The sequence below is a fragment of the Sorangium sp. So ce693 genome (assembly GCF_051521375.1).
GTDB lineage: Bacteria > Myxococcota_A > Polyangia > Polyangiales > Polyangiaceae > Sorangium > Sorangium atrum.
Genome location: NZ_CP150347.1, coordinates 10776740 through 10799900, shown reverse-complemented (window position 1 = coordinate 10799900; position 23161 = coordinate 10776740). Strand labels below are relative to the sequence as shown.

The following is a 23161-nucleotide window of genomic DNA, read 5'->3' as shown; positions in this document are numbered from 1 at the left end:
GAAGCGATCTTCGGTGTCTGCGGCGTGCCTGCGTATAGGATGCAAGACCCACCGTCGGATCCTCGCCCGTGAGCATCGCGAACCAGACCCCCTTCGCCGTCCAGCCCGTGCCGCTCCTCGATCGCGAGGGCAACGATGTCCTGGTCGCCATCGTCAAGGGCACGTTCGTCCTCGATCGGAGCGGGGGCTCGAGGCTCGCCGACGATCCCGCGCCGGTCCGTGTCGCCGACGAGCCCTGGGAGCCCGAGAGTCCGCGGAGCAGCCTCCGCTTTCCGTCGGATCTCGGCGTCGCCAAGCTGGGCACGGACGTGGTGGTGACCGGCGACGCGATCGCCCCCGAGAAGGTGAGGGTGCTCGACGTCGCGGTGCGGGTCAGGCAGCGGCTGACGCCCCTGCGCGTCCACGGGCAGCGCTTCTTCTTCAAGGGCGTCCTCGGCGTCGGGATCGGGCCTGCTGCGCCGTTCGAGCGCGTGCCGATCGTCTACGAGCGGGCGTATGGCGGCATGTCGGAGGATCTCTCGGTGGTCGATCTCCGGAACCCGGCCGGCGTCGGCGCGGCGAGGAGCGCGGCGGACCTCGTGGACACGAGGGCTCCGCAGATCGAGCACCCGGAGCGGCCCCACGCGTCCGCGTCGGATCGCCATGCGCCGGTGGGCTTCGGCGCGATCATGATGCACTGGTCGCCGCGCCTCGAGCACGCTGGCACGTTCGACGAGCGGTGGAAGGCGACGCGGATGCCGCTCCCGCCTGAAGATCAGGACATCCGCTTCGGCAACGTCGCCCACCCTTCGCTCCAGTTCGAGGAGCACCTCGCGCCCGGGGATCCGGTGGGCATCGCCGGCATGTCGCTCGAGCCGTTCGTCTTCGCGCTGCCGGGGTTTCCGGTGGTGGCGAGCGCGCGTTACGACACGGGGGAGCGCGTGGTCGTGCGGCCGCCGATCGACACCGTGCTGATCCAGCCCGAGGCGCGGCGGGTGGAGCTCGTGGCGCGCGCCGTCTTCCCGATAGGCCGCGGCCGGCGGGTGCTGCGCGAGGTCGTGGTGCGCGGCGATGGGTGACGCGGCGGGCGGCTCCGGAGGGCCTGTGGACCCCGAGATCGCGGGCGTGCCGCTCTCGGCCTATGCGGCGGTGCTGGCGTACACGGCCGAGGGCGTCTCGCTCGAGGCGAGCCTGGAGCATGCCGCGATCGCCGCCGGAGCCTGGCCGGCGGCGGAAGAGGCCTGGTCCGCGCGCCTCGCCGAGAGCGCGATGGGGGATGGGGCGCTGATCGCGGCGTGCGACGAGCACCGCCTCGCGGCGCAGGCGCACGTGGAGCGCAAGGTGCCTCCGCTCGACACGGACCTGCGCGCCTGGCTCGATTTCTTCCGCGCGTTCACGGCGTCGGAGGACCCGCTCGGTTTCCTCGAGGCGCGCGGGCTGGGCGAGGGCGACGTGTTCCGGCTGCTGGGCGCCTGGCAGGAGCGGATCGTGGCGGAGGGGGGCGTGCGCGCCGAGGCGACGGCGATCCTCGCCGCAGCGCCCGGGCCGGCGCCGGAGGTGCGGCCTGAGGCGCCGGCGCTGAGGGCGGCGACGCGGAGGCCGCGTGGCGGCGGGGCGGCGGCCGTGAAGAAGGCGCGGGCCGTGGTGGCGGTGCGGGGCGAGACGGCGGATTTGCCGCGGGATTTATCGAAGCTGATCTTGCCGTTCGTGAAGCAGCCGGGGGGCGCGGGGAGGGCGGGGCCGCCTGCGCCGGCACCGGCGGCGAGGCCCGGGCTTTTGCCGGCGCTGGCCGCGCCGGAGCTCCCGAAGCCGGTGCTCGCGCCGAAGGAGATCGCCGAGACGGCGCCGGTGTTCCCGGCGCCGAGCCGGCCGGCGCTGCCGTTTGGGGCGCGCGTGGGGGAGCGCGTCGCGGTGAGCTTGCGGTCGCCGGTGGCGGAGGCGCCGCCGGCGAGTGGCGGGGCACTGGAGGAGTCGATTGCAGGGACGGCGCCGGTGATGTTCGAGGCTGCGAAGCCCGCGCTTCCGTTCGCCGGATCACCGGACGCTCCCTCGTCGGGCGGCGGAGCGCGCTCGCCTGATGCCCAAGGGCCCCGGCTCTCGCTGGAAGACTACGCTGCGATGCTCGCGGACATCGCGGCGAGCCCCGCGACGGCGACGGAGGCTATCGCGCGCTATGGGCTCACCCGCGAGGCGAAGGGGGCCGAGGACGCGGCGTGGCAGGCGAGGTTCGCGACGGAGCCCGGGCTGCGGATGAAGTGGATGCGGGAGCTGGTCGCGGCGGGAGAGCGGGTTCGCGCGAAGCGGTGAGGGAGCGCGCGACCGAAACGAGAAGGGGTCGAGCACGCTATGTTCACGGCCATCGCGCACTCGCCGCAGCCCATCCGCTTGCACCAGCTCCAGGGAACGATCCTCGCGTCTACCGGGCCCTACATCGCGCGGGCCCAAGGCGGGCAGCTGCTTGATCAGCGGAAGACGGAGGTCGTCGGGCCGCCGAACGCCAAGGGGGAGTACTCGTCGCCGTTCGCTACAGAGTACATTCGCTCCATCGATGGCCGGTGGCCAGACTCCGCGTGGACCTCGACTCAGGTGGGATGGGCATTCTCGCACAAAACGCCCTATCCGAGGGAAGGGATGGTCCGCTGGAACGAGGAGCGTGGCCAGTGGGTCGAGCAGCCAGACATCGCGTGGGCCCGTGGTTGGGCGGATGGGGTGCTCGCCGGGAGCGTCGACGGCGAGCTCAGATGGGTGGATGGTTCGGACCGACCCATCCCTCCAGTGCTCGCCGAAGGCCTCGTCCCGGACTTCTTGAGCGTATCCCGGTGTCGGGTAACGAAGGCCGGCGACGTTCTCCTCGAGATCCAGCGGTCTCCCCATTTGGCGCCTGGGTGGTGGACGTTCCCTCGCGGAGAGTGCAAGCCGGAGAGGGTCGTGTTGCCGCCCGATATGGACGAGACATGGGTCTCGCTGGAGTTCGGTTATTCACCCTGCGAATTGGTCGTCTATGGCAGAATGAAATCCGGGGAGCCGTTCTGCGCCTATCGCGACCAGGGGGTATGGCGCCCACTGCCATCTCTGCCAACCCATCCTACATGGACTAGATTGATGAACACGCCGTCTGGCGATTTTGTCATCATTTCATTGGACTGCTCGTCCTTGTTCTCCATGTATCGGCTGGTACGACAAGAGGTCTGGGAGCCCATGCCCGTCTTCTTCTATGCGAACAGGTGCTTTCCATCCATGTATGACTTCAAGAACGGCGAGGGGGGTGAGCTATGGCTCGCTCTCGAGTTCAGCACCTCCGGTATGCACGACGCGATCCTCTATCATGCGCGCATCTAGCACTACCGCAGGGAGCTGCCCTGGATCGGCAGACAAACCGCCATGCTACCAAGGCCACCAAGGGGAGAGAAAGTGCTGCCTCGACATCCCCCCTCCCATTCCCCTGGTTTTGGGGCGCCCTTGGCGTCATGGCGGTTCGCCCCCTCGTCCGACTTCCCGCAGTAGTGCCAGGCTCTGTTGAACGGGCGTCGCCAGTCGCCCGAGCGCGGGGAGCCTCCTGGCGCAAGCCTGAAGGTCTTTTCGTGCTCGAATGTAAGCTCTGGTTCAAGCGCGGGTTTAACTCGACGGTGGCTCTCGGAAGGGGAGCCCATTGTTCGGTGGGGAAACGTTCAGAGGCTGCGTGTTCCCCAGCGGCTGGTACCGATTTCGGTCCTCGGCGGGGATGCCACTGCGCCAAAAGTTCCACTGTCCGAGGCGTGTTTCGTCATATTTGGCCTCGCTCACTTCCTTGGCGGTAGGTCTCCATTGTACGCTGTTGATGACCCCGATGGGTGGAGCGACGCGATGGCCATCCCCCCAGACCATATCGTTCGGGGCACGAATGTCGCGGTTGGGCAAGGCGGCGGAGACCTGCTGCGCGACGCCGTTGTGCGTACGCCCAGTGTTGCACGAGTTGAGGCTGATAATGCGCGCGTTGTGGTAGTTGTCGGCGGCTTTGATCATGGCCACGAGCTGAGATGGCGCGAAAGCCGCACTCATCCCGTTCACATCATCCGCTTCCACGTGGTCGGGCGTCCCGTGGACCATGACTCGGTAAATGTCCGGGTTCGGCTTGATGTACAGCATAGCCATACGAGGGCCGCTGTCGTGCAAAGGATTGCCGATGATGACACAGGACAGGCCCAACGGATCGGCGTGGGTGGCGGGGCTTCCGTCAAAGGCGAACAGGTTGCGGCCGCCGAAAAGCTCGATTGGATCCGGGCTCAGGAAGCGCGCCGTCTGCGGATCGAAGTAGCGATAGCGGACATAGCAGAGTCCGGTCTCTTCGTCGTGGTACTGGCCGAGCAGGCGGAAGGGGGACATCACGGGAGGGCCGCCGGTGGGCTGCATGGTCTCCAGGACGATGCCGAACGCCGAGTGGCGTGCTGACCACGCGACCTCTCCATCCGACCCGATGAGCTCCGTCGGGGTGCCGATGTGATCGGTGATAACCGCGTAGATGGCGGCGCCCTCCTGTTGGAGGAGCGGGCACATCGTCCCAGGCTCGTACACGAAGATGCGCGTGCCGCGCTCCGAGTCGATCTCGGCTGCGAGGCAGAGGCCGTCCCACAGGTACTCGACCACGCGGGGCCTCGGCGCTCCTGCGGGATCGAGCGCGCTTGGGGAGGAGGGCGGGACGACCTCCTTCCTGATGCGGCGGCTGAACGCATCGTAGGAGAGGCGGATGCGCGTTCCGTCGGGGCGCCGGACTTCGCGGAGCTGACCGCGGCAGTCCCAGAGGTACTCCGTCTCACCATCTGAGCGCGTCTCGTGAATGCGTCTGTTCCCGGCGTCGTAGGCATAGGCGGCCTGCTCGGTGCGGAGCAAGATGCCGCCCGGCCCAGTCTCCCAGCCCGAGCCCGCCGGTTTCAGCGAGCCTCCAGCGTCGTACGTGAAGGACTCGCGACCTTGCGGAGAGATCGCCTCGAGCAGCATCCCGAGCCGATCGTGTCGGTAGCGCGTGAGGCCCCAGCGCAGATCATTGCGCTCCACGAGCGTGCCGGATGCGTCGCGAGCATAGTAGCGATCCACGAGCGTGCGCTCAGCGCAGCCGACCCAGTCCCGGGTTGGGCGCGCCATCGGGTCGACCTCGCGCCGCGCTTCCACGCCCGCGCCCGCGAATATCTTGCGGACCACCGAGCCGGCGAGATCGCGCTGAATCTCCACGCGGTAGCCGTCGTGATCGAGCGACGAGACGTGACCTTCCTCGTCGTAGGCGTAGCGGGTCACATGCCCTGTCGGGAGGATGCGCGCGGTGCAGCGGTGCTGCGCATCGTACGCGTAGCGGATGGTCCGGCCGTTTTGCGTCTCGGCGACCACGCGGCCGAGCGCATCGCGCTGCACGCGCAAGCGGGCCTCCCCTGCAGGATCCTCGTAGATGTAATCGACAGCGAGATCTTCGGGCGTCTCGACCTTCACGGCTCCGTGTGGCGTCTCCTCGGCGACCAGCCCCCCCGCCCCGTCGTACCGGAGCGCGCGGAAGGTGCCGTCGGGGCTTTCCACCCGAGCCAGGCGGCCGTTCTTGCCGTGCTGAGCGCGGCAGATTCGGCCGTCATACGAGCGGTATTCGCGGAGGTTGCCGGCGCGATCATAACGGAGATCGAAGGTATCCCCCTTGGGGTTCTTCACCTGCTGGAGGCGCTCGTTGAGGTCGTACGACCAGGACCAGATCGAGCCGTCAGGCTGGATTAACTCGATCGGGGATTTCAAGCCTGCGTAATGGAAGGTCTCGACGCGCCCGAGCGCATCGGTGCGGCGGGTGAGGCGTCCGAGCGCGTCGTGCTCGAAGCGCAGTGAGGTCCCGTCGGGCAGGTAGACGGCGAGCGGCTGTCCGACGGCGTCGAGTTCGCGACGCGTGACCCGGCCGAGGGGATCGGTGTACGCCACGGGCCGGCCGAGCGCGTCGTGGCGCCAGCGACGCGCCCCACCGCGAGGCGTGCGCTCCTCGATGACGTTATGCTGCTCGTCGTAGGCGAAGCCGGTGCAGAGCCCGTCCGGCCCGTATACCGCTGCGAGGCGTCCCTGTTCGTCGTATGTCAGCGTGAGGAAGGCGCCAGGCGCGTATTTCACCGAGGTGAGCCGGTGTTGAATGTCGTATTCGTACTCGGTGGTCATGCCGTTGGCGCGGCGCCGTACCAGGAGATCGTCCGAGTACTCGAGGTCGATGGCCCGGCCGAGAGGATCGGTGATGCGCGTGACGTTGCCCCGTCCGTCGCGGGTGAACACCAGAGTGTCGCCGGCCGCGTTCTTCGTTTTGAGGAGCAGGCCGTCGGCGTCGAACTCGCGATCGCGTGCGGAGAGGCCGTCGGTCGAGGCCTCGCGTACCACCGAGCCGTCTTCGGGCCGCCACGTGAAGACGCGGGGCTCGGGATTACCGGTGAGGTGCGTGACCCCTCGGTCGAGATCGTAGGTGAGGTCGCCGGCGTGGAGATCGCCGTCGCCCCAGGATCGGATGCAGCGGCCCGTCTCTGGATCGTAGAGGTAATGAAACGAAAGGCCGGTCGGCAGCGTCTTGCGATTCAGGCGGCGCTGCTCGTCGTAGCCGTACGCTTCGGCGTGGCCGAGCGGATCGGTCACTCGCACGAGCTCCCCGCCATCACTGTATGCGAACGCGACGGTGTAGACCGATGCGCGCCCCTCGCTGCTCGTGGGGAAGACCTCGAGGCGCACGATGTGCCCGTCGCCGTCATGAGTGAGGGCGATCGTGCGACGCGCCGTGTCGACGATCCGGGCGAGCCGCTCCGCCGCGTACTCGAGGACAATCTTGTGCCCGGATTCGTTGCTGATCTGGCGGAGAAACGCGCGTCCGCCGCCGGTGGGGATAAAGGTGCGGGTGAGGCGGGTATCGAGTGAGAAGACCGTGGCACCGCCCCGGAGGTCGCGGGTGATCACGAGGCGCCTGCCGCGGTGGAAGGCCGGCTCACGTGGCTTCGTGTCGCGCAGGGTTACGGTCGTCCCGTCCGCGTCGCGGAGGCGCAGCATGTCGCCTTCGATCTCGATCCACTGGTGATACGTATGCGTCCAGCCACAGCGCCCTAGCGGGGTACTCTCGCGGTTACGTGCGGAGCTGTAGAGGCGCTTCCACTCGACCGGAATGAGTCCCGGGATCGAGATATCCATTTTCTCGTCGACGGTGGCGCCCGATGCGACGGAGATCGGATCGAGTACCAGGTGTACGTTTGTGGTGGTGTTATTGGCCGTGGTGACCTGGACAGTGTCCGCAGCCAGGAGCACCCCGTCGATCTGACTTATGCCGTGCTTGATGCGCTCGATCGCCCCTTTGGTCGCCGCTACGTTGAGCTTCACCAGATCGCCGGTGCATGCGATTCCATGGCCGGCAGCCATCACCCTTGACGACGAGGTGTCGACGTAGCACCCCCCGTTCACGAAGTGTGTCACGACGTCGCCGCCGGTCGCGCGGCAAGGAACGTTGCCCGGCGCTTGCAGACCCATCGCGCTGCCGTGAACGAGCACCGGCGCGCCCCCGATCTGGAACCGCTCGTCGGTACCCGTCGCCGTTGCTGAGAGTGCCATATACACGAACGGGGTTGGCACCGGACCGATGGGAGGCACCGGCGGCGCATGGCTCAGGGCCGGCACGAAGCCGGGACAGAAATGATTGCTCCGCGTCGTCGCGATATATTTGTAATTGATCGTCGCCACGGCGTTCTCTCCCTCTCTCGCTCGCCCCCAGCGCTCAGCCCCGGCTCCGCGCCACCTTCAGAAACGCCACCAGGTTCGCCTCCGCCCTCGCCCAGAACCCGCTCACGTCGACCGCGTCCGGCAGCCTCAGCCGCGCGCGCAGCTCGTCGACCCGCGCCTCCACGGCGAGGCGCGACAGCCTCCCCGACGCGCACTCCTCCACCGCTCCTGCGATCGAGAACTCGCGCCCCCCGCGGTAACGCCTTTTCGGATCGAGCCGCTGCGCCGCGATCGCCTCCCGCCACGCCCCGGCCTCCAGCTCCCGCGCCTCCTCGACGACCGGCCCGAACAGCGTGCGAAGCGCCTCCGCCGCATCGTCCGCGAGCGCCTCGTCGTCGAGCTGCTGGATCATCCACCCGGTGCTCGCCGGGCAGCCGAAGCGCGCCACGGCGGAGAGCGCTGCACGCGTCGGCCGGTGGCGGCCGAGCAGGGCCTCCAGCCGGGGCCAGTCGCCCGGCTCTCCGGCCAGCGCGAACAGCTCCGCTGCGCGCAGGCCCACCCGCGCGCTCAGCCTCTCGTCGCGCACCAGCTCCACCTCGCCACCGATCACGAGCACCCGCGCCGCCGACCAGGCCACGTCGGGGGATGCCCCTCCACACAGCCCCCGCAAACGCTCGACGAAGCGCGCACGCTGCGCCGGCGGCAGCCGCTCGCAGCCCCAGATCCCTGCGCGCACCACCGCGTCGTGCTCGTCAGCGAGCGCGGCGCCGAGCGCCTCGACCGGCAGCTCGCCGCGCATCGAGCGCAGGCTGACGCCGACGGCGCGCGCGATCGGGTGCGCCGACGCGGCGAGCGCGCGCGCCAGCCCCGCGAGGCCGGGGCGCTCGACCAGCGCGAGCGCCTCGGCCACGGCGATCGCATGGTCCTCGGCGTCCTGCGGGAGCAGGTGCGCCGCCCGGTGGATCGCGGCGAGCGCGTCGTCGCCCGCGAAGGCGGCGAGCGAGATCGCGCCCGCGAACGATTTCCACGGGTCGTCCATCCAGCGCTCCCAGAAGGCCGCGACCTCGATCAGCGCCCGTGGCCCCGCGGCCACGATGGCGTCGATCTGCCGGAGCATCCGCGCCTCCGTCTCCGGCAGCCACGAGCGCCGCCCCTCGACGCGATCCCGAGCGAGCGCGGCCACGAGCTCCGCGCAGTGATCGACGACCGACGCGTAGAACCCCGCCCGCGTGACCTCGAGCACGCGCCCCGCATCGAGCCGCACCGCCGGCGCGGGGGCGCTGTCGCGCGGCAGCGCCGGGAGCGCCGGCGCCACGTCGTTCGCCGCCCCGCTGGTCGCCGCGCCCACCCCCCCGGCGCCCTCCTCGATCCACGCCTCGTCTCCCGGCTCCTCCGCCTCGACCGGCGGTGGCACGAACGCCTCGCGCTCCACCCCCCGCGCGATCACCGCCCCCGAGAGCGGAATCATCACTGGAAGCGCCCCCTCCGCTCCCGCCGCGACCTTGCCCGCTCCCGTCCGCGCCGCGGCCCCGAGCGCGATCCCGCGGGTGCCGTCACGGGAGATCGCCCAGGCCACGAACGACCTCCCGGCCTCGGCAGGCGCCGCCCCATGGCGGACCGTCGCGAACGCGCACGCGAGGCCCATCACGCCCGCCGCGGCGCCGAGCTCGCCGATCTCCGCCTCGAGGCAGCGATCGAAGTAGGTCGGCGAGAGCCGCTCCGCGCACCGCGCCGTCGTGAACTGCCACTCTCGGCACCGGAGCGCGCCAACACGCCCCTGCCCGAAGACGGCCTGGATCGACCCGGCAGCGGCAGGCAAGCCGCGCAGGAGCGCGGTCATCGCCGCCGCGTCGACGGGCTCGTCGTCCTCGTCGGTCGCGCGCCCCGGCGCGTGCCGGCTCGCCACGATCTCTCCCACGGCCGCCACCCCCCACCGCGACGCCTGCTCTGCCGAGGCCACGAGCAGCGCCCCCGCGCCCTCGGACGGCGGCGGCGGCGCGAGCAGCCACGGGCTCTCCGGCCTCCGCCGCCGCTCGGCGAGCGCGTCCACCCCGGCGAACGAGTCGACGCCGACGAGGAGCGCGGCGCCGCCCGCGCCGCCCGCGAGCAGCTCCGCGATCCGCGCCAGCGCCGCGAACGCGCCCGCCGCCCCTGTGAAGCGCTGCGCCGCGGGGCCGAGCGCGCGGGCCAGCTCCGACAGCGCTCCCTCGGGCAGCCCCGGCCGTGGCGCCGGCGTCACGACGAAGCGCGGGATCCCCGCGGCGTCGCCTCCCGGCAGCGCCGCGAGCGCCTCGGCGACGGCGCCCCGCGCGAGCGCGAGGAGGCGGCCCGCGTCGGCCTGCGAGGGCCTGATCCACGGGCAGTAGCGCGCGTCGATCCGGCGCCCGTCGGGCCCGATGAACGGCGACGGCGGGGGCGGCGGCGCTCCGGCGCGCGGGAAGAAGACGTGATCGCGCGCCGAGGCGCCGGCGGGCGAGACCAGGCCGAGGCCGAGCACGGTGAGCTTCATCGGTGCGTGAGCGAGCCCGACTGCTTCGAGCTCCCGGTGATGGTGATCGAGGGGGACTTGATCGTGACGCCCGCCGGCGTCGCCGAGATCTCGGACGCCCCGCACCGGAAGGTGATCGGGCTGCCGCCGAGCTTCAGGTTCCCGCTCACCTCGAGCGTGAGCGCGCTCTTCGCGGTGAGCGTGTACGAGCCGCCCGCGCTGATCCTCAGCGCGCCCTTCACGTCCGAGGTCATGGCCCCCGCGACGCTCCGGGTGATCGCCCCCCGGCTGCCGATGTTCAGCGATCCGAGCCACTCGCCGAGCCCGCCGCCCACGGTGAGGCCGGCGCTCGCGGCGCTGCTCGTGTGGCTCCCGTTGATCACGGTCGTCGCGGGACCGGCGGTCACCCACGAGACGGGGCCCGGCGTGGTCAGCGCGTAGAGGGCGCCCACCGCCTCGGTGTACGACCCGCTCGCGACGACGCTGCGGTGGCCCGGGCCGGGGCCCGCCGGGCCGCCGCCTGCGCCGCTCGCGCCCGCGGCCCCGCCGCCCGGCGCCGCCTCGCCCTGCGCGGGCCGGCCGTGATCCCACGGCATCGGGCTCGACGACCCCTTCACCGCCGCCAGGATCGCCTCGCCCCCCGGCAGCAGCGACATCGCGCTGCCCGCCGCGCTGTCCTTGATCGCGGCGAGCGCGCCCTCCGCGCCCTTCGCCTGGTAGCCCTCGTAGGCCGCGCGCGACGCGCCCATCGCGGACGCCGCGATCTGCCCGGCAGCGCCCCGCGCGCTCACCTTCGACAGCAGCGCGGACGCGGCGAGGTTGGCCGCGCCCTTCACGGGGTTGCCGGCCTGCTCCACGAGCATCCCCCCCACCACGGCCGTCTCGGCGCCGACCTCGCTCACGAAGTTGCCCCCCGCGCTCTGGCGCTGCGCGGCGCCCACCGTCACGCTGCGGGAGCCGTAGCCGCCGATGTACCCGAGGTGCACCGAGGTCGACTCGTCGCCCCCGACCTCGGCCTGCAGGGCAGCGCCGACCTGGAGGTCTTCGTTCTTCAGCGTCTGCGCCTCGTGATCGCCCCCGACCGTCGTCTCCTTGGCGAAGGGCGCGTGCACGAGGACGTGCTCGCGGCCGGCGGCGTCGTCCATCTGGATCGCCGTCCGCGCCCCCGCGCCGGGCGAGCTGTCCGTCGCGATCGAGGTCACCGTCTTGTTCGCGGGCAGCGCGAGGGGCGGCCGCTGCTTCTCGTTGTACGAGCGCCCGAGCACCACGGGGCGATCCGGATCGCCGTCCTCGAACATCACGAAGACCTCCCAGCCCACGCGCGGCAGCAGCATCGGATCCGGCAGGTGCGGCTGCGCCACCCGCACGGGCAGGCTGCTCCGCTGGTCGCCCTCGCCGTGCAGATCCCAGTGGAAGCGGAGGTGGACGCGGCCGAGCGCGTCGGGGTGGATCTCCTGCCCGCGCTCCCCGGTGACCCAGGCCGACTGCACCCCGGCGATGCGCGGCCTCGGCGTGACCTTCGGCAGGCGGAAGGGCACGCTGGCCGGGATCGCCCCGACACTCGCGCGGAAGACCCCGTCGCCCGCGTCCCAGCGCAGCGCCACGTCGGTCACCACGAAGTCGCCCCCGGCCTGGACGAGGCCGTGGTGGTCCGGCGCCTCCACGAGGCGGCAGCGCGCGCCGGGCGAGAGCGCCAGCGCGTTGCTGTCGAACGACAGGCGCGCGGCCTCGGCCCGCAGCGACTCGAGCCGGATCCGCGCGCGCTCCGCGCCCTCCGCCGGCGAAGCGAAGCCGCCGGGCGCCTCGTAGACCTCCACGTCCCGCTCCGCCTCGACGCCCCCCGAGGCCTCGGCCTCGAGCGCGAGCCGGGGCTGATCGGGGCTGTGATCGCGGAGGACGACCTTGCCGGCCGCGCGCCGGAGCCGCCGCGCCGCGTCCACCGCGACGGGCCCCGGCTCGTCCAGCGTGCTGCGCGTGACCAGCGCGACGCCGCCCGGGTAGGCGTCCTCGGCGGAGGCGGAGTCGTCCTCGAGGACGAACACCTCGCCCTCGCCGTCGTCCTCGAACCGGAAATACAGCCCGTGCTCCTCGCAGATCCGCCGGACGAACGCCGCGTCGCTCTCCTGGTACTGCACGACGTAGCGGCGCTTCGGGTAGGGCGCCGCGAGCCGCTTGCGCACGGTCCTGTAGCCGCCCCCTCGCACCACCTGCTCGACGATCTCCGGCGCCGTCATCTCCTGGAACGTGCGCGCCCTCCGGGTGAGCCCGAGCAGGGCGAAGCGCGACGCGAGCGTGAGCCGGTAAGCCCGCAGGTGCTCGTGATCGCTCGCGATCACGGCGAACCGGGCGACGACGCCGAGGAACGTCCTGCTCCCCGCGGGGGCGTCGAGGGCGAGCCGCCCCGCCTTGCGGAGCACGCTCCCGGGGGCGACGAGCGCGTCCCTCGGGCCGTGGAGATCGATCTCGAACGCCGAGGCCTCCCCGAGCCGCTCCACGCCGCGGACGCGCGACGGCGAGAGATCCGGATCGCCCTCGATCGTCAGCGCGACGCCGCTCACGGCAGCTCCACCCGCGCCGAGAAGATCCGCACGAGCGCCGCCATGTCGATCACCAGCCGGTCGCCCTCGATCCGCACCGCGCCGCCGGGCTCGATCCGGAGGCTCGATCCCGGCACCTCGAGCTCCAGCGTCTCCCTGGCGCGGAGCCGGAGGTGGCGGGCGTCGAGCGCCAGCGTCCCGTGCGCGTCCGGCGCAGGCGCCGAGGCCGTCTGGAGCGCGCCCAGGATGGCGACGCCCCCGGGCGCGTCCGCGAGCACGACGGTGCGGCCCTCGCGCATGCACTCCTCGATGAACGCGGGCGAGACGCCGGCGGCGAGCGTCGCGAGGAGCCGGCGCCCGTCGCTCGAGCGCACCTGGAACGCGGGGCGCGCGTCGCTCTCCTCCTCGCCGCGCGCGGCGATCATCTCCACGACCCCCGGGTGGAGCCCGGGGCCGAGGGGCTTCGCCTCGCCCCGCGCGGGGCGGGCGGTCGATTGCTGGACCGTGCGCGACCTAGCCATAGTGATGAACCCCTTCCTCCACGCTCGACGTCGGACCCTCGAGCTTGCCCGAGATGGTGATGGAGCCGGGGGTCATCGTGATCGTCACCCCCTGCGCCTTGATCGTGAGCTTCGCGGCCGCCTCGACGGCGACCTCGGCGCCGGCGATGTCGGCGGCGCCCCGCGAGGTGGTCGTCACCTTGCCGAAGCTCTCCGCGACGTCGCCTCCCGCGGCGACGCTGCGCGAGCCGAAGCTCTCGGCGTAGAGCCCCCGCACGGTGAGGCCGTAGGAGCCGGCGTCGATCGTCTGCGCGCCCGAGACCTTCACGATCGCCGCGCCGGCCACGCCCACCGACTCCGACGGGCCGGCGGTGGTGCTCACCGAGCCGCCGACGAGCAGCGTCGAGGCGCCCTTGACGAACACGCTCTGGTGCTCCACGCCGACCTCCTCCTTCGCGCCGCCCACCATCCGGACGAAGCTCGGCGTCACGGTGAGGTAGTCGCCGCCGGCGCGGATCACGCGGGCGCCCCCCACGGTGATCGCCTCCGAGGCCGCCTTCAGACCGTAGTTCGAGTCGACCGCCACCTTGCGCTCGCCGCCCACCTCGAGCGACAGCGCGCCCGCCACCTTCTCGACCCGCCGCTCCTTGACCTCGACCGTCCGTGCGCCGCCGACCACGCGCTCGGATCGCCCGGCGATCTCGGTCCGCTTGTCGTTCTCGGTCCGCTCCCGGTAGTCGCCCGACGTGTCGAGCCCGAGGCGCTCGTTCCCGGCCTCGTCGCTGATCCCGACGCCGCTGCCGCCCGAGCCGCCCGGGGTCGCCCGCGTGCCGAAGCGGGTCTCGACCTTCTTCGCGGGCAGCGCGGCGGGCGGCGCCTGGACGGCGTTGTATATCCGGCCGAGGATCACGGGGATCTCCCCGCCCCGGTCGCTGAAGCCGACGAGCTCCTCCCAGCCGACCCGCGGGTTCAGCATCGCGCCCGAGAGCTGCGGCTGGGTCACGCGGGCGAAGCCGGAGCTCCGGTTGTCCGACGTGTCGCACGTGTCGCGCGTGTCGCGCGTGCCCTGGCGATCCCAGCGGAGCCGGAGGCGGCTGCGGCCGTGCTCGTCGAGGGCGATCTCCTTGCCCGGCGGCCCGGTGACCACCGCGGTCCCGGCGCCGCCGCGAGGCGCGGGGGCGCGGCGCGCCGGGCGGAAGCCGTCGCGCGCCGGGACCGCCTCGAAGCGAGCGCGGTAAGCGAGCTCCTCCGGACCCCCCTCCGCCCTCGCCTCGTGCACGACGGCGAGCACGAGCCAGCGCGCGTCGCCGAGCTCCTCGGGCGGGCCGGTCACCTCGACGATCTCGCCGGCGCGGAGCTCCGGCGCCGTGGCCTCGCCCTCGAGCGATGTCGCCCCGGCCCGGCGCTCCGCGAGGCGGATCGCCGCGAGCTCGCGGCCCGCGTCTGGATCGTCGAGGGCGCCCGGCACCTCGTACCACTCGAGCGCGCCCTCGCCCGAGGCGCCGCTCAGATCGAGCATCGGCCGCGTGAAATCGTACGCCTTGAGCGCGACCTTCTCGACCGCCACCCGCCTGCGGATCCGCGCCGCGTACAGGGCTCGCCCGGGGACGAGCCCCGCCTCGTCGCGCCACGGGATCGCCGCGCCCGAGTCGAGGAACGTCTCGGGCGCGTCGGCGACGTGGAGGAGCGCGGGATCGCCGTCGTCCGGGAACCAGCTCATGCCCTCCTCGGCGAGGAGGCGGGCGCAGAAGCCGAGGTCGCTCTCGAAGACCTGCGCGCAGTGGGGCCGCTTCGCCGCCGCGCGGCGGGCGCGGAGGTCGAGGCGGACGCCGTGATCGCCGAGGACGCGCGCCGCGATCTCGGTGGCGCTCTCGTCGACGAAGACCCGGTAGTCGCGCGTCTCGTCGAGCCGGGCGACCGGCGAGGCGAGGGTCACGCGCGCGTGGGCGTCGCGCTCCTCGACGGCCTCCACAGCGAGCGCGAAGCGCCGCTCGACGCCGTGGAAGCGCAGCGTGAGCGTCGCTGCGCGGCCGATCAGATCGAGCGCCGCGAGCTCGGCGGGCTCGCCGCCCACGAAGGCGGCGGCGCGCGCGTGGGCCACCGTCGGGGCGCAGGCGCGCTCCTCGACCTGGCACGCGTGGACGCGGAGCTCGGCGTCCACGCCGGGGATCTCGAGCAGGATGGGTCGCTCGCTCACTTGCCCGCCTTTCCGCTGGCGCGCCGGGTCGTGCCGCCGTCCACGTGGGTGACGCCGCCGGTCGTCTTCAGCTTGCCGCCGCCCAGCGTCATCGTGCCCGCCGCGATGCTGCCGCTGGCCTGGATCGTCACCACCGGCGCGCTGATCGAGACCTTCCCGCCCGCGCCGATCGAGACCTTCCCGGCCGTGATCGTGCCCATCGACGCCTTGACGCCGACGTTCCCCGCGGCCCGCTCGTGCACCGCGCCCGCCTGGCTCCGCTTGCCGCCGTTGATCGACTCGGCGTAGCTGCTGCAGCGGATCGTCCGGGACCCGCGGCAGGCGTAGGTGCGCGCCCCCGCGACGGACTCGGTGACGCCGAGGCCGCTCGCGATCGACGTCGTCCCGAGCACCACCCGGGCGCAGCCGCCGCTGACGTTGACGTTGGACTGGTTGCAGAGCAGCGCGTAGCCGCCGCCCACGACCTCGACGCACGACCCGCTGGCCAGCACGGCGCGGTTGCCAGTGACGTCGACGAGCTCCGCCCCGCCGACGAGCTCGGAGCTCGCGCCCTCGACCGAGAGGAGCAGCTCCTGCCCCACGTCGACGCGCTGGGTCGCGCCGACGCGCGCGGCGTGGCTCCCGAGCACGTTGCTGGTGAGCGACAGGCCGACGACCTGCGCGTCGTCGCCGTCGATCCGCGTCGTCTCCGGGCCGCCGACCTTGACCGAGAGATCCCGCGAGGCGTGGATCGAGAGCGCCTCCGCGCCCGCGTCGTCGACCATCGTGATCCCCTGGGTCTCGCCGCTCCTCGGCGTGGTCCAGGACTGGAGCGCGGTCGTCGCCGACGCCGCGGGGAGCGGGAACGGCGCGACCGCGGTCGCGTTGTAGGCGCGGCCGAGGACGAAGGGGCGATCCGGCGAGCCGTCGAGGTAGCCGACGTGGACCTCCCAGCCGACGCGGGGCAGGAACATCGAGGCGCCGAGCGGGTGCTGGAGGCAGCGGATCCAGTGCGAGGCGCGGTCGTCCGTGATCCCGGAGCGATCCCAGAGGAAGCGCAGCTTGATCCGGCCGAGATCGTCGACGTGGATCTCCTCGCCCGGCGGCCCCGTGATCACCGCGCCGTCGATGTGCTCCACCGCGGGCGCCGGGCGGATCGCGGGCCGGAAGGGCGGGTGAGCTCCGCCGTCCGCGGCCTTCGTCGGCCTGAGCGCGATCCGGTTTCCGTAGGGCGTGGCCGCGCCGCCGTCGCGGCTCGGCCGCGCGTAGCGGTGGGAGAGCTCGGCGACGAGCATCCGCTGCTCGAAGAGGTCCGCCCCCGCGCCCGTGATCTCCACGAGGCGCCCTGGCGCGAGGCGGATGCAGTCGCTCTCCCCCGTGACGGCGACCTTGTCGCGCTGCAGCTGCTCCAGCCGCCGCCTGGCCCGCGCCTTCGCGGCCTCGGCGCTGGGGACGCCGGCCGGGACCTCGAGCCACGCGAGCTCGCCCTCGCCGGCGTGGCCGTCGATGTAAACGTCCGGGTGCCGCACGTCGAAGTCCCGCACGGTGACCCGATCGGCCACGGCCCGCTCCTCCCACTCGAGCGACGAGAGGGCGCGCGCCCCGAGCTTCGCCCCGCGGGGCCCGGCGTAGGGGAGCGCCGCGCCGCCCTCGATCCCGTCGTGCGAGCCGTTGCCGTCGCCGAGGACGACGCGGTGCTCGCCCTCGGCCGTGGTGTCGAACCAGTACGAGATCCCCTCGTCGGCCAGCAGGCGCTCGATGAACGCCCACTCCGCCTCGGCGTACTGGACGCACTGGGGCCGCACCGGGTACGCGCCCGCGAGCCGCGGCTCGATCGCCGCCGCGGGGATGCCCGCGCCCGCCAGCACCTCGGTCACGACCTGCTCGGTGGTCTTCTCGAGGAAGACCCGGTAGCCGCCGCGCAGCGTGAGGAGCCATGGGGGATCCGAGAGGCGGAGCGCGTAGATCCGCTCCCGGCCGCGGCGGAGATCGCAGCTCGCCTCGACGACGAGGAGGCGGACGAGCCGCTCGGAGCCCTCGGCAGGGTCGACGAGCGCGAGCGTCGCCGGGGCGCGGAGGAGCGCCGCCAGATCCACCTCGTCGGGGACGGCGACGCGCACCTCCCACGACGAGAGGGCATCCATGGCCTCGCGCCCCGCGAGCTCCAGCACGACGCACTCCCCCAGCGGCTCGCAGGCGAGCCGGACGTCGACGTCGCTCATGGCTCCCAGGCCCGGGCTCCGCGGGGGAGCCCGGCGTCATTCCGCGGAGATCTGCGCATGTTCGCTGCCACCCCGAGATCGCTCCTGGCCACGCGAGGTCGCCGTGGCCGGTGTAGACAACAGCCGTAACACCCTAACAGAGCAGATCTGCGCGTCCGTTGGCCAGCCCGTCGCGCGGCGCCGGGCGGTGAGCTCCTCGGGAGACGCGCGGCTCGGGTAGATTCCTCGGGCGCGCAGGGCGAGGCGCGCCGATCCGCTACGATGCCGATCGTGCTCGCCCCCATCCCGAGCGCAAGCTCTGCCCCCATCGCCGGTCGCTACGCGATCCGCCGCCGTCTGGGGCACGGAGCCTTCGGCGAGGTCTGGGCGGCCGACGACCTCCTCACCGGCACCCTCGTCGCGGTCAAGCTCCTCGACCGCGGCGCTGGCAACGAGCCGGCCCGCGTGCGCCGCGAGGTCGCGGCGCTGCGGCTCCTGCGCTTGCCCGGCGTCGTCCGCATGCTCGACGAGGGCATCGATCAAGGCATCCCCTTCGTGGTCATGGAACATCTCGCCGGCGCCCCCTTCCCTGGCCAGGTCGAGCCCCGTCGCTGGGCGGCGATCGCCGGCGTCACCGCGCGCTTGCTCCGTACGCTGGGGCGTATCCATACGGCGGGCGTCATCCACCGCGATCTCAAGCCCGAGAACGTCCTCGTCGACGCCGAGGGCCGCCCCACGATCCTCGATTTCGGCCTCTCGTTCCGGGGCGCCGTGGCCGAAGGGCCGACCTCCGATGGAGCGCTGCTCGGCACCCCGGCGTACTTTGCGCCCGAGCAGATCCTCGGGGATCCGGTGAGCCCGGCGACCGATCTCTATGCGCTCGGCGTCATGCTCTACGAGAGCCTCTCCGGCCGCCTCCCGCACGAGGCCGGTGATCTCGCCGAGCTCCTCCGCGCCCGGCTCACCGGGCCTGTCGCGCCGCTGGAGCAGCTCGCCCCCGACGTGCCCCTCGCGGTGGCGCGACTCATCGATCGCCTCCTTTCGCGCGCGCCGGAGGATAGGCCCCGGTCCGCGGAGGAGGTGCGGGGCCAGCTCCACGGCGTGCCGGAGCTGCTCGAAGGAGCGGCGCTCCCGCAGGCGACCGTCGCCGAGGCCGAGCTGCGGTCGCTCTTCGCCGGCCCCGATCGCCTCTTCCATCTGCAGGAGGACGCGGCCCACGAGCTCTGGGTGCGGACGCAGGGCCACCCGGATCGCGTCGCCGCGGAGGTGGCCGCGTGGGTGCACGGTGGCCTGGCGCGCCGCGACGGCGAGCGCCTCGTCATCGATCGCGACGCGCTCGATGATCTGGAGGCGGAGCGCACCATGCGGCCATCCGCGCCCACGCCCGCCGCGGGACAGAGCGCCGAGCAGCACCGGGCGGCGGCGCGGGAGCTCTCGCCCGGCGCGGCGGGGCGGCTATTCCACCTCATCGCCGGCCAGGACGCGCGGCGCGGGGCCTCCGCCGCGGACGTCGCGGCGGAGGCCGTCACCACGGCGCTGCCCCTGGCCCATGCGGGGCAGCTCGGGCGCGCCATCGCGGTGCTCTCCGAGGGACTCCTGGCGGCGCGACGGGGTGCCCGGCGGCGCGGCGCGGGCGAGGGCTGGGGAGAGGCGCGGCTCCTCGGGTGCTGGGTGCGGATCGCCATCTCCGACGGCAAGCCGCGCGCGCTGGATCGGGTGCTCTACGAGATCTGCCGTGCCGGTGAGCGGACCGCCGAGCTCGCCGCCCTGGAAGGGCTGGTCCGCGCGGCGCTGGCGGTGCGCACCATGGGCAGCGATCGCGCCCTCGCCATGCTCGACGCGTCGGTGCCCCCGTTCGCCGATCTCGAGCTCGACCGCGTCCGCCAGCACCTCCGCGTGCTCGCCGCGCGCCGCGGCCCGGCCGAGCGGGAGGAGGCCGTCCTCGCCGAGGTCTCCGCGTGGGCCGCGGCGCGCGGCGACGCCGAGGCGGAGGCCAGCCTCGCCGATTGGCTGGGGCGGCTCCGCTACCGGCAAGGGCGCTTCGAGGAAGCGGCGCAGCTCCACGCCTGGGCGGCCGAGGCCGCGCGCTGGACCACGGCGCGGATCGACGCGCGGCTCAACGGCGCGTCGGCGCTGATGGAGGCCTTCGCCTTCGACGCGGCGCGCGAGGAGGCCGAGGCCGGGCGCGCGCTCGCCCGAGGCTGCCGCCACGCCTACTTCGAGGGGCGCGCCGAGTGGCTCCTGCGCACCATGGCGTACCGCAGCGGTCAGGCGGAGGCTCCCGACCACGAGCTCGTCGAGCTGGCGGCGCGGCTCGACGTGGCGTTCCTGGAAGGCGCCGTGTGCCTCACCGAAGCCACGGTGGCGTGGCGCGCCGGGCGGCTCGACGAGGCGCTGGCGCTGGCGGAGCGCGCGGCGCGGAGCCTCGTCGGCACCACGGAGGCCGGCGTGCTCCTGGCGCGGTCCCTGGCGCTCTCGTGCGGCGGGCCCGGGACCGAAGCGGACGCGCTCGCGCTGGCGGAGCGCGCGGCCCGCTGCTCGGCGCCGGGCGTCGGGATCCAGGCGCTGGCCTTGCTCTCGCGCGTCTGCCCGGCGGTGCAGCCGGCGCTGCGGGAGGCGGCGGGGCCCCTCACGGCGGCGATCCCGCGTCGGCGCTGGGGTGAGCGGATGGATATCCTCTCCGTCGCGGAGGCGCTGGATGCCGGATGCCTACTGCGATGAGCACCCGGGCGGGGGGTTCTTGTCGCACGGGCCCACCACGGTCCACTTGCTGTACGAAGGCCTGAACCACGCCGAGGTTTGTTGCTGGCACGCGTAGGTGCCGAAGGCGCTGTAGCTGCTGAAGTTGCTTGTCGTCGTCAGGGACATAGCACCGCCGTCGACGTTGAGCTCTTCGTCCATCGCCCAGTACTCGCCGGTGCCGTCGACGTGGATCCACGCGGAGGCGACCTTGCTGGGGCCCTGGATCTGGTAGTCCCCGGCCCACAGGAACGCAGCTCGCGATGTGATTGGCTCGGAGGACGTGGGGCAGACGGGCGTCTGCGGGGTGACGGTCGTCGTGTAGTACACGCCCTTCGACAGGTCGCAAACGCTGCTCCACCACGCCGCGCACGACGCCGGTTGCGGGGACGCCCCCGTGATGGTGATGGGCGGTATCTTGGGCCAGTAGGAGCGGGATCGCACCCAGAATTCCGTCATGGAGTTGCCGTTCTGCACGGCGTATGCCCCACCCACGGTCCTGCCGGCAGCGGTGATGACATAGCCACCCACGTCGATCTGATTGGTAGGCTTGCGCCCACGGGCGAGCGAGCCTTCCGCGGGAGATTGCGCGTGGCACCCGGACACGACGAGGGCGGCGGCTGCGAGAGACAGGACCGGTAACACGAGATGACGATTCATGGTTTCCTCCGAGGTGGGAACGACGTCGCTCCTTTGGCAAGATGAGCAAGAGCGGTGTTCACGCCCGAGGCGCGACGACCCGCGGGTCCTCTTCGAGCAAGGGGCGAATCGCCGGCGGCCCGCGTCCCCGGCGGACGAAGGGCGCGCTCACCCCTCGAGCAGCGCCCGGAAGGGGAATCGCCCCTCCTGCCCCAGGGCGCGGTAGAGGGCCTCGACCTTCTCCAGCTCCCGTTTCAGCGTCTTGTAATGGTTGCGGCTCTCCACCAGCGCGCCCCGCCCGAACAGCCGGAACGCGTCCTCCCGGCTTCCCAGCTCCACGATGGCGGTGCCCAGCACGAAGCCCTTGAACGCATCGCCGAGGTCGAGATCGAGCCCGCCTTCCCGCTGGGACGCCGCGAGCACGAAGCTCTGCGCCGCCTCGTGGAGCAGCTCCGTGGGCGACCGCGGCGCGCCGCTCGCCTCGTAGTCGAGGGCTCGCTCGACGTGCTCGGCGTGCAGCAGGACCTCGCGCGGGGCGGCGCCGTGGCTCAGGAGGGCCAGCGTGTAGGCCCGGCGGACGATGTTATCGAGTTGCCTCAGGTTCCCCGGCCAGCGATGCTGGACGAGGGCGCGATGCGCCTCCGGATCGAGGCGCGATGTGCCGTCCGGGCAGGTCTCGCGGTGGCGCCGCTCGAGCATGTAGGCGGCCCAGAGGGGGATCTCGTCGGCCCGCGCATCGAGCGGGGGCACCTTGATGGGGAGCACGTTGATCCGGTAATAGAGATCCTCGCGGAAGCGCCCCTCCTGCACCTTGCGGTGGAGATCGGTGTTGGTCCCGACGAGGAAGCGCACGTCGGCGCGGCGCTCGCCGGCGCCCTCGCCGAGGGGCCGATAAGAGCGCTCCTCGAGCAGGTGGAGCAGCCCCGCCTGCGCCCGCATCGAGAGCTTGTCGACCTCGTCGATGAAGAGCGTGCCCCCCTGGGCGCGCGCCACGTAGCCGCTGTTGTCCCGGAGCGCCCCGGTGAAGGCGCCCCGCTTCCACCCGAAGAGCTCGGCCATTTGCAGGTCCTCGGGCACGGTGACCAGATCGAGGCTCTCGAAGGCGCCGCCCTTGCGGCGAGACTGCTCCTTGCACCAGCGCGCCAGCCGCGACTTGCCGGCGCCGGTGGGGCCGCTGAGGAGAATGGTCTCCTCCTGCTGCGCGAAGACACGGAGCATCTCCACCGTCGAGGCCATGGTGGGGCCGATGACGGGCAAGAACTCGTCGGCCGCGCTCGCCGCCACGGGGCCGAGAGGCAGCGCCGCGAGGTAGGGCGCGGCGAGGTCGGCGAGGAGCTGGAGGCGCTCGGTGCATGCGAGCCAGATGAAGTCACTGCCCATGGCGGGGCGGCAGTTCGCCTCGAGCGAGATCATCCCGTCGATGGAGCCGCCCGGCATGCGCAGCGGCAGCGCATGGACGTGGGTGGCCTGTCGCCCGAGCAGGCGTTGCCGGCTCTCCTTGCTGTTGAAGGGCTCGCCGGCGATGCCCTTCTGGACGAGCGCGCCGACGTCCTGCGCGTGCGGCTTGACCTGCCGGAGCTGAACGTCGATGGACACCGCGCAGCGATGCTCCGCGACCCAGCGCCACGCCGTCGCGGAGGGCAGGTAGGAGGGCGCCGCCTCGGGCTCCGGAGCGCTCTCGGGCTCCTCCTCGTCGGAGGGCTCGGGGGCATGCTCGACGACCGTGAGCTGCCGGTAGCCGTCCGCGGGGCGCAGGTGCGCCATCGCGCGCAGTAGCTTGCCCCGCGCCGCGAAGGGGCTGCCGCGGAGCGCTTCGTCCGCCGTGGCGAGCATGGCCCGGAGGGTCGCGGTCGCGGCCTCGTCGAAGGTCGTCGTCCGCGCGAGGGTGGCGAGCAGCGCCGTCATCTTCTCGGTCATGGCGAGCCCAGGATACTGCACGGCAGGTCGACAGAGCGAGCAGCTCCAGGGTCCTGTCGATGCGCGGCGCCAGCACGCCAGGCGCGCGGCGCCGATCGTCTCGCGCGTACGCAACCTCGTCATATCCGTACGCGCCGCCGGCGCGCGGAGCGCGGTGCCGCGCCGTTTCAGGGAGGTCGTTCGCCCGCGGATCCTCGCTCCGGATCGCGATCGCCGGCCGGCGAGCCCTGCTCGCGGCGCGCGCGCAGGCATGGAGAGAGAGGGCTCAGGCCCTGGCACATCGGTTGCGATGGAGGTGAGCGTAC

12 protein-coding genes are annotated in these 23161 nt (G+C 72.7%); 4 read left to right on the top strand and 8 right to left on the bottom strand.

From position 1 onward, the window contains the following. Nucleotides 1–68: 68 nt before the first annotated feature. The 3 genes from WMF14_RS40230 (at nucleotide 69) to WMF14_RS40220 (ending at nucleotide 3318) form a co-directional block, all read left to right on the top strand. Entirely contained in the window at nucleotides 69–1058 is a 990-nt protein-coding gene (locus WMF14_RS40230) for a DUF2169 family type VI secretion system accessory protein (RefSeq protein WP_437795214.1), read from the top strand. Continuing rightward, on the top strand, nucleotides 1051–2286 hold the full coding sequence (locus WMF14_RS40225) for a hypothetical protein (RefSeq protein ID WP_437795211.1): 1236 nt from the start codon (nucleotides 1051–1053) through the stop codon (nucleotides 2284–2286). Before WMF14_RS40230 ends, WMF14_RS40225 begins: the two co-directional genes overlap by 8 nt. Before the next feature lie 846 nt (nucleotides 2287–3132). Then, entirely contained in the window at nucleotides 3133–3318 is a 186-nt protein-coding gene (locus WMF14_RS40220) for a hypothetical protein (protein ID WP_437795209.1), read from the top strand. A gap of 276 nt (nucleotides 3319–3594) precedes the next feature. Here the strand turns inward: WMF14_RS40220 and WMF14_RS40215 are convergent, their stop codons facing one another. The 6 genes from WMF14_RS40215 to WMF14_RS40190 are packed head-to-tail and all read right to left on the bottom strand — an operon-like array spanning nucleotide 3595 to nucleotide 17582. After that, nucleotides 3595–7680 carry a DUF6531 domain-containing protein gene (locus WMF14_RS40215; RefSeq protein ID WP_437795206.1) on the bottom strand — a complete coding sequence of 1362 codons (4086 nt, stop codon included), beginning with the start codon at nucleotides 7678–7680 and terminating at the stop codon, nucleotides 3595–3597. Nucleotides 7681–7714: 34 nt separating this feature from the next. Continuing rightward, nucleotides 7715–10168 carry a hypothetical protein gene (locus tag WMF14_RS40210; protein WP_437795203.1) on the bottom strand — a complete coding sequence of 818 codons (2454 nt, stop codon included), beginning with the start codon at nucleotides 10166–10168 and terminating at the stop codon, nucleotides 7715–7717. After that, nucleotides 10165–12705, bottom strand: a complete 2541-nt coding sequence (locus WMF14_RS40205; RefSeq protein WP_437795201.1) for a type VI secretion system Vgr family protein — start codon at nucleotides 12703–12705, stop codon at nucleotides 10165–10167. Before WMF14_RS40205 ends, WMF14_RS40210 begins: the two co-directional genes overlap by 4 nt. Then, nucleotides 12702–13205 carry a hypothetical protein gene (locus WMF14_RS40200; protein WP_437795198.1) on the bottom strand — a complete coding sequence of 168 codons (504 nt, stop codon included), beginning with the start codon at nucleotides 13203–13205 and terminating at the stop codon, nucleotides 12702–12704. The genes WMF14_RS40205 and WMF14_RS40200 overlap by 4 nt, the downstream gene beginning before the upstream one ends. Further along, complete coding sequence (locus tag WMF14_RS40195) at nucleotides 13198–15381, bottom strand: type VI secretion system Vgr family protein (RefSeq protein ID WP_437795197.1); 2184 nt, start codon at nucleotides 15379–15381, stop codon at nucleotides 13198–13200. The genes WMF14_RS40200 and WMF14_RS40195 overlap by 8 nt, the downstream gene beginning before the upstream one ends. Continuing rightward, nucleotides 15378–17582, bottom strand: a complete 2205-nt coding sequence (locus WMF14_RS40190; protein WP_437795195.1) for a type VI secretion system Vgr family protein — start codon at nucleotides 17580–17582, stop codon at nucleotides 15378–15380. The genes WMF14_RS40195 and WMF14_RS40190 overlap by 4 nt, the downstream gene beginning before the upstream one ends. A 270-nt stretch (nucleotides 17583–17852) precedes the next feature. Between WMF14_RS40190 and WMF14_RS40185 the strand changes: the two genes are divergently transcribed. Continuing rightward, the gene (locus WMF14_RS40185) at nucleotides 17853–20282 is read left to right on the top strand and encodes a protein kinase domain-containing protein (protein ID WP_437795193.1); all 2430 of its coding nucleotides are present in this window, start codon (nucleotides 17853–17855) and stop codon (nucleotides 20280–20282) included. On the opposite strand, the gene WMF14_RS40180 is transcribed toward WMF14_RS40185, so the two are convergent. Continuing rightward, nucleotides 20271–20960 carry a hypothetical protein gene (locus tag WMF14_RS40180; RefSeq protein ID WP_437795190.1) on the bottom strand — a complete coding sequence of 230 codons (690 nt, stop codon included), beginning with the start codon at nucleotides 20958–20960 and terminating at the stop codon, nucleotides 20271–20273. The genes WMF14_RS40185 and WMF14_RS40180 overlap by 12 nt on opposite strands. A 147-nt stretch (nucleotides 20961–21107) precedes the next feature. Beyond that, the gene (locus WMF14_RS40175) at nucleotides 21108–22856 is read right to left on the bottom strand and encodes a sigma-54-dependent transcriptional regulator (RefSeq protein WP_437795187.1); all 1749 of its coding nucleotides are present in this window, start codon (nucleotides 22854–22856) and stop codon (nucleotides 21108–21110) included. Nucleotides 22857–23161: the final 305 nt, after the last annotated feature.

What these genes read in the sequence shown, in the direction of transcription:
- WMF14_RS40190 (WP_437795195.1), bottom strand. Translation starts at nt 17,582, where the DNA reads ATGAGCGACGTCGACGTCCGGCTCGCCTGCGAGCCGCTGGGGGAGTGC.
- WMF14_RS40210 (WP_437795203.1), bottom strand. Translation starts at nt 10,168, where the DNA reads ATGAAGCTCACCGTGCTCGGCCTCGGCCTGGTCTCGCCCGCCGGCGCC.
- WMF14_RS40175 (WP_437795187.1), bottom strand. Translation starts at nt 22,856, where the DNA reads ATGACCGAGAAGATGACGGCGCTGCTCGCCACCCTCGCGCGGACGACG.
- WMF14_RS40225 (WP_437795211.1), top strand. Translation starts at nt 1,051, where the DNA reads ATGGGTGACGCGGCGGGCGGCTCCGGAGGGCCTGTGGACCCCGAGATC.
- WMF14_RS40180 (WP_437795190.1), bottom strand. Translation starts at nt 20,960, where the DNA reads ATGAATCGTCATCTCGTGTTACCGGTCCTGTCTCTCGCAGCCGCCGCC.
- WMF14_RS40200 (WP_437795198.1), bottom strand. Translation starts at nt 13,205, where the DNA reads ATGGCTAGGTCGCGCACGGTCCAGCAATCGACCGCCCGCCCCGCGCGG.